This window comes from Pantoea sp. SS70 (genome assembly GCF_029866845.1).
Taxonomy (GTDB): domain Bacteria; phylum Pseudomonadota; class Gammaproteobacteria; order Enterobacterales; family Enterobacteriaceae; genus Pantoea; species Pantoea leporis.
In genome coordinates, this window is the sequence record NZ_CP117199.1 from 1,835,010 (window position 1) to 1,849,673 (window position 14,664).

Below are 14,664 nucleotides of genomic sequence, written 5' to 3' on the forward strand. Positions count from 1 at the left end.
GAGTATGTTAAGCATTAAAGATTTGCAGGTTAGCGTTGAAGACAAAGAGATTTTGCGCGGTCTGAACCTTGAAGTGAAACCGGGCGAAGTCCACGCCATCATGGGACCGAACGGTTCAGGTAAAAGTACCCTGTCTGCAACGCTGGCTGGCCGTGAAGATTACGAAGTCACTGGCGGTTCTGTCACCTTCAAGGGCAAAGACCTGCTGGAGCTTGAGCCAGAAGAGCGTGCCGGTGAAGGCATCTTCATGGCCTTCCAGTATCCGGTAGAAATTCCGGGCGTCAGCAACCAGTTTTTCCTGCAGACCTCGGTCAACGCTGTACGTAAATACCGTGAGCAGGAGCCGCTGGACCGTTTCGACTTCCAGGATTTCATCGAAGATAAAATCCAGCTGCTGAAGATGCCAGAAGATTTGCTGACCCGTTCAGTGAACGTGGGCTTCTCTGGTGGTGAGAAGAAGCGCAACGACATCCTGCAGATGGCGGCACTGGAACCTGAGCTGTGCATCCTTGATGAAACCGACTCCGGTCTGGATATCGATGCGCTGAAAATCGTGGCAGAAGGCGTAAACAGCCTGCGCGACGGTAAGCGTTCATTCATCATCGTGACGCACTACCAGCGTATTCTGGATTACATCAAGCCGGACCACGTACATGTGCTGTATCAGGGCAAGATCGTTAAATCTGGCGACTTCTCGCTGGTGAAACAGTTGGAGGAGCAAGGCTATGGCTGGCTTACCGACCAGGAGTGATAACGCCCTGCAGCAGTGGCATCATCTGTTTGAATCGCGCGGTGACGTACGTTCTTTGCAGGCGCAGCAGCACTGGCAGCAACTGATGCGTGTCGGCCTGCCGACGCGTAAGCATGAAAACTGGAAATACACGCCGCTTGATGGCCTGTTGGCGCAGCAGTTTGTGCTGCCGCAGCCGCAGGAAGTGAGCGCGGAACAAGTTGAAGCGCTGGCGCTGCCGGTTGATGCGGTGCGTTTGGTGTTTGTTGACGGTCGTTTTCAGGCTGAATTGAGCAGCCGTGATACCGGCCTGTTTGAAATTCAGCATGCGCAGGCTTCTGAGCGTCGTCCGCTACCGGCACCGATTCAGCCGGAAGTGTTCCTGCATCTGACTGAAAGTCTGGCAGAAGAAGCCACGACAATTCGTCTGGCGCGTGGTAAATCAGCGGCTAAACCGCTTTATCTGTTGCACATCACCAGCGGTCAGGATGCGGGCACTAACACCGTGCACCATCGCCACCATCTGCAGCTGGAAGCCAGCGCAGAAGCGGAAGTGATTGAGCACTATGTCACGCTGAATGACGTGGCGCACTTTACCGGCGCGCGTTTCACTTTCGACGTGGCCGACAATGCCAAACTGCAGCACATCAAACTGTCATTTGAGAGCGAGGAGGCTTACCACTTCGCGCACAATGATGTGGTGATGGGCCGCGATGCGAATGTGGCCACTACCAGCTTCCTGCTGGGTGCGGGCTTATCGCGTCACAACACCAGCGCGCAGCTGAATGGCGAAAATACCAATCTGGCGATCAACAGCTTGTCGTTGCCGGTGAATCAGGAAGTGTGCGATACCCGCAGCTATCTGGAACACAACAAAGGCTACTGCACCAGCCGTCAGATGCATAAAGTCATCGCGCGCGATAAAGGTCGTGCGGTGTTCAACGGCATGATCAAAGTGGCGCAGCACGCGCTGAAAACCGATGGACAGATGACTAACAACAACCTGTTGCTGGGCCGTCTGGCTGAAGTGGACACCAAGCCGCAGCTGGAAATCTATGCGGATGACGTGAAGTGCAGCCACGGTGCGACCATTGGTCGTATTGATGAAGAGCAGATGTTCTACCTGCGCTCGCGCGGCATCGATGAGACTGCCGCACAGCGTATGATCATCCATGCCTTTGCCGCTGAACTCACTGAAACGCTGGAAAATCCGGTATTGCGTCAGGTGGTGCTGCAGCGCATTGCCGCGCGTATCCCGGGAGTTGAGTCATGAGTTTCGATCTCGAACGCATCAGAGCGGAATTTCCGATTCTGAAACGTGAGGTCAACGGACATCCGCTGGCCTACCTTGATAGCGCGGCCAGCGCACAGCGCCCGCTCGCGGTCATCAATGCGGAAAGTTATTTCTACCAGCACGGCTATGCGGCCGTGCACCGTGGTATCCATTCGTTGAGCGCGCAGGCGACCACCGACATGGAGAACGTACGTCATCAGGCAGCGCGTTTTCTTAACGCCGCTTCGCCAGAAGAGATTATTTTCGTCAAAGGCACCACGGAAGCCATCAATCTGGTGGCGAACAGTTGGGGCGGCAGTCAGTTGCAGCCGGGCGACAACATCATCGTCACCGAGATGGAGCATCACGCTAACATCGTGCCGTGGCAGATGGTGGCGCAGCGTACCGGCGCAGAAATTCGCGTTTTGCCGCTGAATGCGCAGGGCGAGCTGGCGCTGGAACAGCTGAGTGGTTTGATCGATAGCCGCACCCGTTTGCTGGCGGTCACCCACGTTTCTAACGTGCTCGGCACCGTCAATCCCGTAAAAGCTATCGTGGCACAAGCGAAAGCCGCTGGTGTGATTACGTTGGTGGATGGCGCGCAGGCGGTGATGCATCACAAGGTGGATGTGCAGGATATCGACTGCGACTTCTACGCTTTCTCCGGCCATAAGATTTATGGTCCGACCGGCATTGGTGTGTTGTATGCGCGTAAAGCATTGCAGGAGATCATGCCACCCTGGGAAGGCGGCGGTTCGATGATTTCGGAGGTTGTGCTGCCAACCGGCACCACCTTTAACACTACACCATGGCGTTTCGAAGCGGGCACGCCGAATACCGGCGGCATCATTGGTTTGGGTGCGGCGTTAACGTGGATCAGCGAACTGGGCTTGGACGTGATTCATCAGCGCGAATCGATGCTGATGCGTTATGCGCTGGACAAACTGGCTTCGGTGCCGGATCTGGTGATTTACGGCCCGGAAAGCCGCAGCGGCGTAGTGGCCTTCAACCTCGGTAACCATCACGCCTTTGATGTCGGTAGTTTCCTTGATCAATACGGTATTGCGATCCGCACCGGCCATCACTGTGCGATGCCGCTGATGCGTCATTATGCGGTGCCGGCAATGTGTCGTGCCTCCTTCGCGCTGTACAACACCGAAGAAGAAGCCGATCGTCTGGCCGCAGGTTTGACCCGTATTCATCGTCTGCTGGGCGGTTGAGCAGACTTCAGGAGTGATTCATGGCGAATTTGCCAGATAAAGAGAGATTAGTGCGTAACTTCAATCGTTGCGCAAACTGGGAAGAGAAGTACCTCTACATCATTGAACTCGGTGGGAAATTACCAGAATCCTCCGAAAGCTTACAGCAGCCGGAACACGTGATTTCAGGTTGTCAGAGCCAGGTGTGGATACGCATGACCCCGCAGGCCGATGGCACCATCGCCCTCGAAGGCGACAGCGATGCCGCCATCGTTAAAGGGTTGATTGCAGTGGTATTTAGCCTGTATCAAGGGCTTAAGGCGTCAGAGATTCTCGATCTCGATGTGCGCCACTGGTTCGGCGAATTGGCGCTGACCTCACATCTCACTCCCTCGCGTTCGCAGGGGCTGGAAGCGATGATCCGCGCGATCCGGCATAACGCTCAGACCCTCAGCTAAGTTACACTCTCCTGACCCCGGCTTGACCGGGGTCTGTTCTATCCGACAAAGAGAAAATTGCATGAAACCAGCCTTACGTTTAGCCGGTGCATTGCTGTTGTCCTGTTGCGGACTCTCTGCACCTGCATTTGCTACGGAATATCCCCTACCGGCCGATAACAGCCGTTTGATTGGCGAAAACACCCTGACCACCGTGCCGGATGACAAGCGGCCGCTGGAGAGCATTGCCGCACGTTATAAGATAGGCATGCTCGGCATGCTTGAAGCTAATCCAGGCGTTGATCCCTGGCTACCCAAGGCTGGCACACAATTAACCGTGCCACTGCAGATGCTGCTACCCGATGCACCACGGGAAGGTATCGTGATTAACCTCGCGGAACTGCGACTTTACTATTATCCGAAAGGTGAAGATCGTGTGGTCGTCTATCCGATCGGGATCGGTCAGTTAGGCGCTATGACGCCAACCATGGTCACCAGCATCAGCCAGAAAATCCCGAATCCTACCTGGACGCCAACCACCAATATCCGCAAGCGCTACGCCAAAGAGGGTATTACCTTGCCGGGCGTGGTGCCAGCCGGGCCAGATAACCCGATGGGGCTGTTTGCGATGCGTCTGGCGCGTGGGACCGGTCAGTATCTGATTCACGGCACCAATGCTGACTTTGGTATTGGCATGCGCGTAAGTTCTGGCTGCATTCGCTTGCGCCCGGATGATATTGAAGCGCTGTTCAACAGCGTGCCGAAAGGGACGCGGGTGCAGGTGATCAATCAGCCCATCAAATATGCGATTGAACCCGACGGTAAGCGCTACGTTGAAGTGCATCAGCCGTTATCACGTAATGATAAGGACGATCCGCAAACCATGCCGATTGCGCAGTCAGCGCAGCTTAAAGCCTTCTCGAAGAGCGAGAAGAGTGATACGGCGTTGATCAAGGAAGCGATAGCCCGACGTTCCGGGATGCCGGTATTAGTGAGCAGCGGTGAGCCGGTTACAGATGAAAGCGCAGTACCAATGGAGCAGCGTGGTGAGGCCGTGGCGCAGCCCTGAATTCGGACCAGAGAATCGCAGAATCAGGACAAAAAAAATGGTGCCACATGGGCACCATTTTTCAAACCAGAACTCTTACTTACGGTAAGAGTGAGCCTGGTTGTCCAGACGCTGGTTAGCACGAGCTGCGTCATCTTTAGCAGCCTGAACGTCAGAACGGATTGCGTTCACGTCGTTGCTCAGCTGATCAACTTTAGCGTTCAGAGTCTGAACGTCTGAAGACAGTTGGTCGATTTTAGCGTTGCTTGAGCAACCAGCCAGCATAGTTGAAGCCAGGATTACAGCGCCCAGTACCAGTTTAGTGCGATTCATTCTTTATACCCTCTAGATTGAGTTAATCTCCATGTAGCGTTACAAGTATTACACAAAGCTTTTTGAGTTGAGAATAAATTTTTGATGAGAACATGCTTAAATTTGATCGTTCGCTCAAAGAAACAGCATTTAACAGAAGATGATGAAAATAATTAGCTAAAACAGAGAGATTTAATCGGACTAACCTTAATCATACGAGATTTTGAATAGTTAATTTCGATTGGAAATTTCTGGCTTTTGTATTACCTCTGCAATAAAAAAAGCGCCTTTAAAGGCGCTTTTAAATAAAAATTCAGTTGCTAATCAGATTACATGTACAGACGCGGTATTTGTCGTTCCGCTTGGTACTAATGCACCTGAAACCATTACCACCACATCGCCTTTCTGCGCATATCCGCTTTCCAGCGCCATTTCCTTACCAATGCGGTAGAAATCATCAGTTGAGGCAATTTCTCTCACCAGATGAGTTTCGATACCTTTGCTCAGAATCAGCTGACGAGCGGTGGTTTCGTTGGTGGTGAGCGCCAGAATGGTGGCATCCGGGAAATACTTACGGATAGCTTTAGCAGATTTACCACCTTCGGTGGCTACAACAATCAGTGGTGCTTCCAGCTTCTCTGCAGTCTCAACGGCACCGCGGCATACCGCTTCGGTGATGCGCAGCTTGCGTGAGTCCTGCAGCGAGTCAATGCGCGATTTCATCACGCGATCGGTACGCTCACAGATGGTCGCCATGATGGTGACCGACTCCAGTGGATAACGACCTTTAGCACTCTCACCAGACAGCATGACCGCATCGGTACCGTCGAGGATGGCGTTCGCCACGTCGCCGGCTTCCGCACGGGTAGGGCGTGGGTTCTTGATCATGGAATCCAGCATCTGCGTCGCGGTGATGACCACTTTGCGTGCTTTATTACATTTCTTAATCATCATCTTCTGCGCGAAAATCACTTCCTCAACCGGGATCTCAACGCCGAGGTCGCCACGAGCAACCATGATGCCGTCTGAGGCTTCGAGGATCTCGTCGAAGTTGTTCAGGCCTTCCTGGTTCTCGATTTTCGAGATGATCTGGATATGCTCGCCGCCATGCGCTTTCAGGTGCTCACGGATTTCCAGCACGTCAGAACGCTTACGAATAAACGAAGCGGCGACGAAATCAACGTTCTGCTCGCAACCAAAGATCAGGTCGCGCTTATCTTTTTCCGCCAGTGCAGGCAGCTGAATGGAGACACCTGGCAGGTTAACACCCTTGTTCTCACCCAGATCGCCATTGTTCAGGACATTACAGATTACTGAATTCTCAGTCACTTCTGTGACCTGCATACCGATCAAACCATCGTCGACCAGAACGGTGTTACCAATTTTCAGGTCTTCAGTGAAGCCGGCGTAGGTTACGGCAACACGTTCGCTGTTACCAATGACTGACTGATCGGTGGTGAAGGTGAAGGTCTGGCCGGCTTTCAACGACACATCGTTGCCGCCTTCCAGTTTCATGGTACGAATTTCCGGACCTTTGGTGTCCAGCAGAATAGCGGCCTGACGACCGGTTTTTTCCATAACGGCACGCATGTTGGTGATGCGTTGGCCATGTTCAGCGTAATCCCCGTGCGAGAAGTTAAGGCGCATCACGTTCATGCCCGCTTCCAGCAGTTGGGTCAGCATTTCTTCGGATTCGGTTTTTGGACCGATAGTACAAACGATTTTGGTCTTTTTCATGTCAGGTTTTCTATAAGTTGTGATGGATGATAAAGGTCGGGATTCGATGCGCACGGCACCGAAGTGAGAATATTTATGGTGTTGGATCGGATTTCACAGAAATAAGAATAGGAGACGAAAGCAAAGCGTGCAGAGAAGTTATGCAGTACGCTAGGGAACTGAGTGATCAGTGTTGCGCAAATCATTGGAGTTGTTTGCATAGGCACGTTAGCGCTGAAACCTTTCAGGTGGAACAACGCGGCATAGTATAGTCGCTAAGTATGCGAAAACCAATATAAAAGCGGCGCGATATAGACGATGCAGATCAAGAAAAAGGTGTTGCGCAAGGAGATAAAACCAGAGTGGTGCGCTCTAATGGACTCGAACCATCGACCCCCACCATGTCAAGGTGGTGCTCTAACCAACTGAGCTAAGAGCGCATTCAGGAAATTCACAAAAATGGTGCGTCCGAGTGGACTCGAACCACCGACCCCCACCATGTCAAGGTGGTGCTCTAACCAACTGAGCTACGGACGCACTTGGTGCGCTCTAATGGACTCGAACCATCGACCCCCACCATGTCAAGGTGGTGCTCTAACCAACTGAGCTAAGAGCGCAACACGCTGTCAGGGCGACAGCGGGGACGAATATTAACGGCAGGCCGTGATGCTGGCAAGGGGAAAAAGTGTTTTTCCCCTACGACTGACCAGCAACTGTGCTATGCGTCGTTTTTTTCGCCGTTACCAGCCACTTAGCGCGCGGCGCGCGCCAGGATGACCTGCGCAGGCAGGCGCTGCAAACGACGGATGCGCCAAATCATCATCACTGCTGCGGAGGTCAGGCCGATAATAAAGCCACACCAGAAGCCGGCGGGACCCAACTTCGGCAAGACCCAATCCGTCATCGCCAGTACATAACCCACCGGCAAACCCAGCACCCAGTAGGCGATAAAGGTGATGAAGAAGATCGAGCGCGTGTCTTTATAACCGCGCAAGATACCGCTGCCAATCACCTGAATCGAATCTGAGAACTGATAAATCGCCGCCAGCAACATCAGCTGTGCCGCAAGGGTAATGACTTCTGGATTTGCCGTGTACAGGCCGGCGATATCGTGACGGAAAATCACGGTAAACAGTGCGGTGATGGCCGCCATGCTGATGCCGACGCCTTGCCCGGTCCACGCAGCAACGCGCGCCTGTTCGGCCGAACCTTGTCCCAGCCGATAGCCAACGCGAATGGTAGTGGCGACGCCGAGCGACAGCGGCAACACGAACATCAGCGAACTGAAGTTGAGTGCAATCTGGTGTCCGGCCACTTTCACGATACCGAGCGGTGATACCAACAGCGCCACCACGGCAAACAGCGTCACCTCAAAGAACAGCGCCAATGCCACCGGCAAACCCAGCGTGAACAGGCGTGACAAAATCGTACGTGACGGTGCAGACCAGCGCGTTTTCATACGGATGTCGCGCATGCTTGCCATGCGTTTCACCCAGAAGCGCATCACCAGGAACATCACCCAATAGACCGATGCCGTCGCCACGCCGCAGCCGACGCCGCCTAAGGCCGGCATACCAAAATGGCCGTAAATGAACACATAGTTGAGCGGAATATTCACCATCAGGCCGAGGAAGCCGAGCAGCATCGCCGGTTTGGTTTTCGACAAACCTTCGCATTGGTTGCGCATCACCTGGAACAGCAGGTAACCCGGTGCGCCCCACAGCAACGCATGCAGGTATCCTTCAGCTTTGGCGGCCAATTCAGGATCGATATCATGCATGGTGTTAATCAGATAACCGGCGTTCCACAGCACCACCATAATCAGGAGTGCAACACCGATTGCCATCCAGTATCCCTGGCGTACTTGTTCCGCGATACGTTCGCGTCGTCCTGAACCGTTGAGTTGCGCAACGGTAGGCGTCAAAGCCAGTAGAAGACCATGACCAAACAGAATGGCGGGAAGCCAGATAGAGGTGCCGACAGCGACGGCGGCCATATCCGTGGCGCTTACCGCACCGGCCATAACAGTATCTACAAATCCCATCGCAGTCTGGGCCACCTGAGCAAGGATGACCGGGATCGCGAGGGCCAGCAATTGACGCGCTTCGGTAAAATACTTCTGCACGTTACACCTGCTTAATTAATGAAGAGAGCGGGGCGAAATCCCCAAAGAATGCGCGCACAGTGTAGCGGCAGCGCTGGCTTCCGCCAAACGTTGATCGCATTTTGTTTAGCAATTTGTGTAAAGTTTGAACTCCGCCAAATTAAGCTGCCGCCGACAAGCTGTGATAAACTGACGCAAACTTTGCAGAGGCTAAGATTATGTTTACTGGAATTGTGCAAGGCACGGCAGAAATTGTCGGCATTGAAGAGAAAGATCTGTTTCGTACCCATATTGTGCGCTTACCGGATGACCTGTTACCGGGACTGGCGCTGGGCGCATCGGTAGCCCACAACGGCTGCTGCCTGACTGTGACTGAGATTAATGGCGATCGGGTTAGCTTCGATCTGATTAAAGAAACATTGCGCATTACCAACCTGGGTGAATTACAGGTCGGGGATGTAGTGAATATTGAGCGTGCAGCGAAGTTCAGTGATGAAATTGGCGGCCATTTAATGTCTGGCCATATTATGACCACGGCGGAAATCTGCAAAATCATCCAGTCAGAAAACAACCGCGAAATCTGGTTTAAATTACAGGACGCCACGCAGATCAAATATATTCTGCATAAAGGTTTTGTGGGTATCGACGGAATTAGTTTGACCGTTGGCGACGTAACCAAAAGCAAATTCTGTGTGCATCTGATTCCGGAAACCCTCGAGCGCACCACGTTAGGCGCGAAGAAGTTTGGTCAGAAGGTCAATATTGAGATTGATCCTCATACGCAGGCCATTGTGGAAACCGTTGAGCGCGTATTAGCACAGCGTGAAGCCGCTGCACTGGCGCAGATTGCCAGCGCAGAATAATGGCGCTAAAAAAGGCGCCCTGTGGCGCCTTGATTTATTTCTGCAAGCTCATTAACGTGCTACGCGTAATCCGCCATCCTTACCACGACTGAATACCACCTGCCACAGCTGAATATCACGGGCACGAAACGCACCGGCGCAGGCGTTGAGATAATAGTCGAACATTCGTTTAAAACGTTCGCCATATTTCTCAGCTAGCTGCGGCCACGCCGCCTGAAAACGTTCATACCATGCCATTAACGTCGTATCGTAATCTGCGCCAAAATTGTGCCAATCTTCCATGACGAAATGTGGCTCACTGGCATCAGCGATTTGACGGACCGACGGCAGACAACCGTTCGGGAAGATATATTTATCAATCCACGGATCGACATTCATATCCGTTGTGAGGGCACCAATGGTGTGCAGTAAAAATATGCCGTCTGGTTTGAGATTGCGGTCAGCAACATCAAAATAAGTGGCATAGTTTTTCGGCCCGACATGTTCAAACATTCCGACAGAAACAATGCGATCATATTTATTATTCAGGTCGCGATAGTCCTGCAGTAAAATAGTGACATCCAGTCCTTCACAGCGTTGTTGTGCCAGTTTTTGTTGCTCTGCAGAAATAGTGACGCCATGCACCGTGACGCCATAATGGCGTGCGGCATATTCCGCCAGTCCGCCCCAGCCACAACCGATATCCAACAGCGTCATGCCCGGTTCAAGTTGTAACTTGCGGCAAATCATATCCAGTTTGGCCTGCTGCGCGTTTTCCAACGTATCAGCATCTTTCCAGTAGCCGCAGGAATATTGCATATAGGGGTCAAGCATCAGTGAGAATAGATCATTACCCAGGTCGTAATGCTCTTTACCCACAATCCAGGCGCGTTTTTTCGATTGCAAATTAGTAAGACGCGCGGCGGCGATGCGCAACGTATCTTTAAAATGCCGCGGTAATTGTTTATCCAGATGGTGTTTTAAAACGCGATGGAAGAACATATCAAGCTGTTCGCACTCCCACCAACCATCCATGTAACTTTCACCTAATCCGAGCGATCCTTCCTCGAGCACGCGTTTAAAAAAATCTGGATGCTTTACCTGAATATCCCAGGGACGAGTGCCATTAACTGCAATATCAGCACGCTCTAGCAGTTCATTGACGATCCGAAACCAGTGGTTTTCTTCAAGGCTCACTTCTTCTATAACAGATGAACTCATAGCTTCTCCATCACCTTCCGATCTGAACCTGAGAAAAAGGATAGCCAATTTCCCAAGACCTGTGAGAGAACTCACGGAAAATCCGTGCGCCAGAAATCCGACGTTTTACAGAGGCATGAATTTGAATAGAAAAGTTGGACGCCGCACTGGAGTATCGTGCAGACGCCATCCCGCGACAGAGTCGCTAAAGGTATTACATTTATATTATTGATTTAATACAGAATTACTGACCCACTGAGTATATGCTCACGTGGGTCAATATTCAACGGGTTATCGTTAGTTTGCTAACGAAAAGCGTTGGCTTAGAGATTATCTTCGCAGGGACGGGAAGTGTGGGCAATATCACTTTGTGCGTTTGCCGATCGCTGGCAGACAAAGCCCGCCCACGCCAGTACCACGGTGGCCACCATCACTAATGTGGTGTTGAACAGCGCCTGCTCAAGGCCGGCGGAGACCAGCAGGCTGGCGACAAAGCACAATCCTAACTGGAATAAATTCTGTAATCCTGCCGCTTTACCGGTGGCGTGCGGGAAGGGCGCTAATGCGCTGGCCACCACAATCGGATAGATCGCGCCATTAGCCAGCGCCATGCCGCAGAAGGGCATCAGCAGCACAAACAGCGGCGCTGAAGGCATCAGGGCGATGACAAACAGACTTAGGATGCTCAGACTATACAGCACCAGCAACCACGGCAGCAGTTGCGCGCCCTGATAACGATTTAACAGCGCGCGGCAGCCAAAGCCGCCAATCAGAAACGCAATGGTCTGCGGAATATAGCTCAGGCCAATATCGCCCGGCGTCAGGCCAGCTGCGGCGAGAATGAAAGGTGAGCCCGTCAGCCACGCGAAAAAGCTCGCCGAACATGCCGAATAGATTAAGACGTTACCGCTGTAGACGCGGGTACCCAGCAAAGTCAACCAGCCGGGTTGTTTGCCTGAGGCAACTTTCTCGCGCTTAGGCGAGGTTAACTGCAGCGTACCGATCAGCAACACCACGGCAACCAGCGTCAGCGTGATAAAGATGCTGCGCCAGTGGAAGTGGCCGATCAGCCAGGCGCCGAGCAGCGGTGCCAGCGCCGGAGACAGCGCAACCAGCGGCATAATCGTTGCAAACACTTTATTGGCTTTCGCTTTTGGGTAGTGATCCACCACCAGCGCCTGCCAGCTTACGGCAGCCGCACACACGCCAATCGCCTGCATAAAACGCAGCGCCAGCATCAGGCGGACATCGGTCACCCACAGCATTCCCAGACAACCGAGGGCGAAGATGGCAAGGCCCGCCAGCAAAATCGGCTTACGTCCATAACGATCTGATAGCGGTCCCCAAAATACCTGGGCACAGGCAAAACCGCCGAGAAACAGACTCAGGCTGGCGCTGATGGTGCCGGGTGCGCTAGCAAAATCACGCTGCATATCGCCAAAGGCGGGCAAATACATATCCGTGGCAAGAAAGCCGAGCATGCTGAGCACGGCGAGATAAGGCATAAATGCTTTAGACGACAACATGTTGATTCTCTTTTGGGCAGGGTGAACGCCGGGGAGTGTAAAAGGATGCGGCGCGCTTTGTGAAACGCTAATATTTGCATGGTGCTGTTAAAATTTTTGAAGGCAAATTTATGTGGTCAGAATATGCGCTTGAAGTGGTGGATGCAGTAGCGCGCACCGGAAGTTTTAGCGCGGCAGCGCAGGAACTGCATCGCGTGCCCTCTGCCGTCAGTTATACTGTGCGCCAGCTGGAAAACTGGCTGGCGGTGCCGCTGTTTGAGCGCCAGCATCGGGAAGTGGTGATGACAGCGGCGGGCGAGCATTTTGTGCGGGAAGGCCGTTCTGTTATCAAAAAAATGCTGGCAACTCGCCGACAGTGTCAGCAACTGGCAAATGGCTGGCGCGGCGAGTTGAGCATCGCAGTCGACTGCATTGTAAAACCGCAGCGTACGCGACAGTTAGTGAAAGACTTCTACCGCCATTTTCCCGACATGGAGCTGATTATCAGCTACGAAGTGTTTAACGGCGTGTGGGATGCGTTGGCTGATGGTCGGGTGGATGTGGCGATTGGCGCAACTCAGGCCATCCCGGTGGGCGGACGTTTTGCCTTTCAGGATATGGGCGCGCTGAACTGGCGTTGTGTGGTGAGTCCTGATCATCCGCTGGTTAACAGTGAGGAGCTGGATGATGAAACCTTGCGGGCGTGGCCATCGCTGGTGCTGGAAGATACCTCGCGTGCGTTGCCGCGCCGTATGACATGGACGCTGGATAATCAGCGGCGGTTGGTGGTGCCAGAGTGGGAAACCGGGATGGATTGTTTGCTGGCAGGATTGTGCGTCGGCATGGTGCCTGGCCATTTGGCGCGTCCACTGCTGGACAGCCAAAAACTGGTCGAGCTGGCGCTACCGCAGGCGTTTCCGGACAGTCCGTGCTGCGTCAGCTGGTCAGAACAGCGCGCGTCACCGGCGCTGGCGTGGTTACTGGCTTATCTCGGGGATGCGGAAACGCTGAACCACGAATGGCTCAGCGAAGTGTCGGCTTAGCGGCGGTAGTCGCGGAACGGACCGTACGCCACCGAACGGCGTTCAATCAGCGTTGGCTGGACTTCGATAGTTTGCGGATCTTCGCGCTTGCTGGTGATGCGATCCAGCAGCATCTCCAGCGCTTTTTCGCCTAGTTCAGCTTTCGGCTGGTGCACGGTGGTGAGCGCTGGTGTGAAATAGCGCGCGTTGCGCACGTTATCGTAGCCAATCACCGAGATATCCTGCGGTACGCGCAAACCCATCTCATCAGCAGCGCAAATCGCGCCCATCGCCATGATATCGCCACCGCAGAACACCGCGGTTGGACGCTGTTTCTGATTTAAGATCTGTTGCATCGCCAGATAGCCCGATTCAGGCTCAAAGTCGCCCTGAACCACCCACTCGGGACGCACCGTAATGCCCGCTTCGTTCATTGCCTGCAGGAAGCCAGCATGACGTCCACCGCCGGTGTTGCGCTCCATTTGGCCAGGAATGGCACCGATATCGCGATGGCCACGTTCAATCAGATAACGCCCGGCGAGATAGCCGCCCTGAAATGCATTGTCCTGCACGGTATCGGTGAAATCACCGCGTGACGCGCCCCAATCCATTACCACCATGGGGATATTGCGGTTCTCTTCCAGCATCTGCAGCAAATCGTCTGGATATTCCGAACACATCACTAGCAAGCCATCAACGCGCTTTTGCGCCATCATTGACAGGTAAGCGCGCTGCTTTTGCAGATCGTTGTGCGCATTGCCGAGAATCAGCGTATAGCCGCGTTCGAAGCAGCGGTTCTCCACCGCTTCGATAATTTCAGCGAAGTAGGGCGCTTCGCTGGAGGTCGCCAGCAGACCCAAGGTTTTAGTGTGATTGACTTTGAGACTACGCGCCACGGCACTCGGCGAGTAGTGTAATTCTTTGATCGCTTCCCATACGGCGTTACGCGTCTCTTCCGCAACGAAACGCGTTTTGTTGATGACATGCGAAACCGTGGTGGTTGAGACACCCGCGCGTTTTGCGACATCTTTAATTGTTGCCATGAAAATGGTGCTCCTGGGCTTATCGCAACTTACTGATAAGTATATTGTTAAACGTTTGCGTCTGCTAATGCTTTTACAGCCCAAAAAAGCGGGCAAAACGGTATGTTCTAGCAGGCGAAATCACTTCATCACGCTGTAAATACAGCCTGCGCAAAATCTGTTGCGCAACGAAAGGCGGCGATTCTAGCAAGCTGGCGCGGATAACACGAGATTTTTGCCTATTGCTGTGCGAA

The 14,664-nt window shown here is 53.2% G+C and carries 13 protein-coding genes and 3 tRNA genes; 7 read left to right on the forward strand and 9 right to left on the reverse strand.

Features of this window, described 5'->3' with window-relative positions; translation table 11 throughout:
- Positions 1–4: 4 nt before the first annotated feature.
- From sufC to PO881_RS08560, 5 genes are all read left to right on the forward strand, one after another.
- Positions 5–751 carry a Fe-S cluster assembly ATPase SufC gene (gene sufC, locus PO881_RS08540; protein WP_008102973.1) on the forward strand — a complete coding sequence of 249 codons (747 nt, stop codon included), beginning with the start codon at positions 5–7 and terminating at the stop codon, positions 749–751.
- The gene (sufD, locus tag PO881_RS08545) at positions 726–2,003 is read left to right on the forward strand and encodes a Fe-S cluster assembly protein SufD (RefSeq protein WP_192411942.1); all 1,278 of its coding nucleotides are present in this window, start codon (positions 726–728) and stop codon (positions 2,001–2,003) included. The genes sufC and sufD overlap by 26 nt, the downstream gene beginning before the upstream one ends.
- Complete coding sequence (gene sufS / locus PO881_RS08550; protein ID WP_192411941.1) at positions 2,000–3,223, forward strand: cysteine desulfurase SufS; 1,224 nt, start codon at positions 2,000–2,002, stop codon at positions 3,221–3,223. The genes sufD and sufS overlap by 4 nt, the downstream gene beginning before the upstream one ends.
- 20 nt (positions 3,224–3,243) lie before the next feature.
- Positions 3,244–3,660 (forward strand): cysteine desulfuration protein SufE, encoded by a 417-nt coding sequence (gene sufE / locus PO881_RS08555; protein ID WP_101764556.1) that lies wholly within the window; start codon positions 3,244–3,246, stop codon positions 3,658–3,660.
- 61 nt (positions 3,661–3,721) lie between these two features.
- Positions 3,722–4,708, forward strand: coding sequence for a L,D-transpeptidase family protein (locus PO881_RS08560; protein WP_101764555.1), 987 nt, complete (start codon positions 3,722–3,724; stop codon positions 4,706–4,708).
- Positions 4,709–4,783: 75 nt separating this feature from the next.
- On the opposite strand, the gene PO881_RS08565 is transcribed toward PO881_RS08560, so the two are convergent.
- The 6 genes from PO881_RS08565 to PO881_RS08590 form a co-directional block, all read right to left on the reverse strand.
- Positions 4,784–5,020, reverse strand: a complete 237-nt coding sequence (locus tag PO881_RS08565) for a major outer membrane lipoprotein (RefSeq protein ID WP_007892735.1) — start codon at positions 5,018–5,020, stop codon at positions 4,784–4,786.
- A gap of 303 nt (positions 5,021–5,323) precedes the next feature.
- Positions 5,324–6,736, reverse strand: coding sequence for a pyruvate kinase PykF (gene pykF / locus PO881_RS08570; RefSeq protein ID WP_110866028.1), 1,413 nt, complete (start codon positions 6,734–6,736; stop codon positions 5,324–5,326).
- 342 nt (positions 6,737–7,078) lie between these two features.
- A tRNA-Val gene (locus PO881_RS08575) sits at positions 7,079–7,155 on the reverse strand.
- A 20-nt stretch (positions 7,156–7,175) separates the two neighbouring features.
- Positions 7,176–7,252, reverse strand: a tRNA-Val gene (locus PO881_RS08580).
- Between the two features lie 3 nt (positions 7,253–7,255).
- Positions 7,256–7,332 (reverse strand) — tRNA-Val (locus PO881_RS08585).
- Between the two features lie 134 nt (positions 7,333–7,466).
- Complete coding sequence (locus tag PO881_RS08590) at positions 7,467–8,840, reverse strand: MATE family efflux transporter (RefSeq protein ID WP_137385675.1); 1,374 nt, start codon at positions 8,838–8,840, stop codon at positions 7,467–7,469.
- Positions 8,841–9,037: 197 nt separating this feature from the next.
- Here PO881_RS08590 and PO881_RS08595 point away from each other — a divergent pair, with 197 nt between their 5' ends.
- Positions 9,038–9,682, forward strand: a complete 645-nt coding sequence (locus PO881_RS08595; RefSeq protein WP_101764552.1) for a riboflavin synthase subunit alpha — start codon at positions 9,038–9,040, stop codon at positions 9,680–9,682.
- A 51-nt stretch (positions 9,683–9,733) separates the two neighbouring features.
- On the opposite strand, the gene cfa is transcribed toward PO881_RS08595, so the two are convergent.
- Together cfa and punC are read right to left on the reverse strand one after the other, a co-directional pair.
- The gene (gene cfa, locus PO881_RS08600; protein ID WP_280172746.1) at positions 9,734–10,882 is read right to left on the reverse strand and encodes a cyclopropane fatty acyl phospholipid synthase; all 1,149 of its coding nucleotides are present in this window, start codon (positions 10,880–10,882) and stop codon (positions 9,734–9,736) included.
- Positions 10,883–11,184: 302 nt separating this feature from the next.
- Positions 11,185–12,387, reverse strand: coding sequence for a purine nucleoside transporter PunC (punC, locus tag PO881_RS08605; RefSeq protein ID WP_280172747.1), 1,203 nt, complete (start codon positions 12,385–12,387; stop codon positions 11,185–11,187).
- A 110-nt stretch (positions 12,388–12,497) separates the two neighbouring features.
- On the opposite strand from punC, the gene punR reads away from it, so the two are divergent.
- Positions 12,498–13,409, forward strand: coding sequence for a DNA-binding transcriptional activator PunR (punR, locus tag PO881_RS08610; RefSeq protein WP_280172748.1), 912 nt, complete (start codon positions 12,498–12,500; stop codon positions 13,407–13,409).
- Here punR and purR read toward each other — a convergent pair.
- Positions 13,406–14,431 carry an HTH-type transcriptional repressor PurR gene (gene purR / locus PO881_RS08615; protein ID WP_101764549.1) on the reverse strand — a complete coding sequence of 342 codons (1,026 nt, stop codon included), beginning with the start codon at positions 14,429–14,431 and terminating at the stop codon, positions 13,406–13,408. The genes punR and purR overlap by 4 nt on opposite strands.
- Positions 14,432–14,664: the final 233 nt, after the last annotated feature.

Coding starts and splice junctions, on each gene's coding strand:
- sufC (WP_008102973.1), top strand. CDS start 5: ATGTTAAGCATTAAAGATTTGCAGGTTAGCGTTGAAGACAAAGAGATT.
- sufD (WP_192411942.1), top strand. CDS start 726: ATGGCTGGCTTACCGACCAGGAGTGATAACGCCCTGCAGCAGTGGCAT.
- sufS (WP_192411941.1), top strand. CDS start 2,000: ATGAGTTTCGATCTCGAACGCATCAGAGCGGAATTTCCGATTCTGAAA.
- sufE (WP_101764556.1), top strand. CDS start 3,244: ATGGCGAATTTGCCAGATAAAGAGAGATTAGTGCGTAACTTCAATCGT.
- PO881_RS08560 (WP_101764555.1), top strand. CDS start 3,722: ATGAAACCAGCCTTACGTTTAGCCGGTGCATTGCTGTTGTCCTGTTGC.
- PO881_RS08565 (WP_007892735.1), bottom strand. CDS start 5,020: ATGAATCGCACTAAACTGGTACTGGGCGCTGTAATCCTGGCTTCAACT.
- pykF (WP_110866028.1), bottom strand. CDS start 6,736: ATGAAAAAGACCAAAATCGTTTGTACTATCGGTCCAAAAACCGAATCC.
- PO881_RS08595 (WP_101764552.1), top strand. CDS start 9,038: ATGTTTACTGGAATTGTGCAAGGCACGGCAGAAATTGTCGGCATTGAA.
- cfa (WP_280172746.1), bottom strand. CDS start 10,882: ATGAGTTCATCTGTTATAGAAGAAGTGAGCCTTGAAGAAAACCACTGG.
- punC (WP_280172747.1), bottom strand. CDS start 12,387: ATGTTGTCGTCTAAAGCATTTATGCCTTATCTCGCCGTGCTCAGCATG.
- punR (WP_280172748.1), top strand. CDS start 12,498: ATGTGGTCAGAATATGCGCTTGAAGTGGTGGATGCAGTAGCGCGCACC.
- purR (WP_101764549.1), bottom strand. CDS start 14,431: ATGGCAACAATTAAAGATGTCGCAAAACGCGCGGGTGTCTCAACCACC.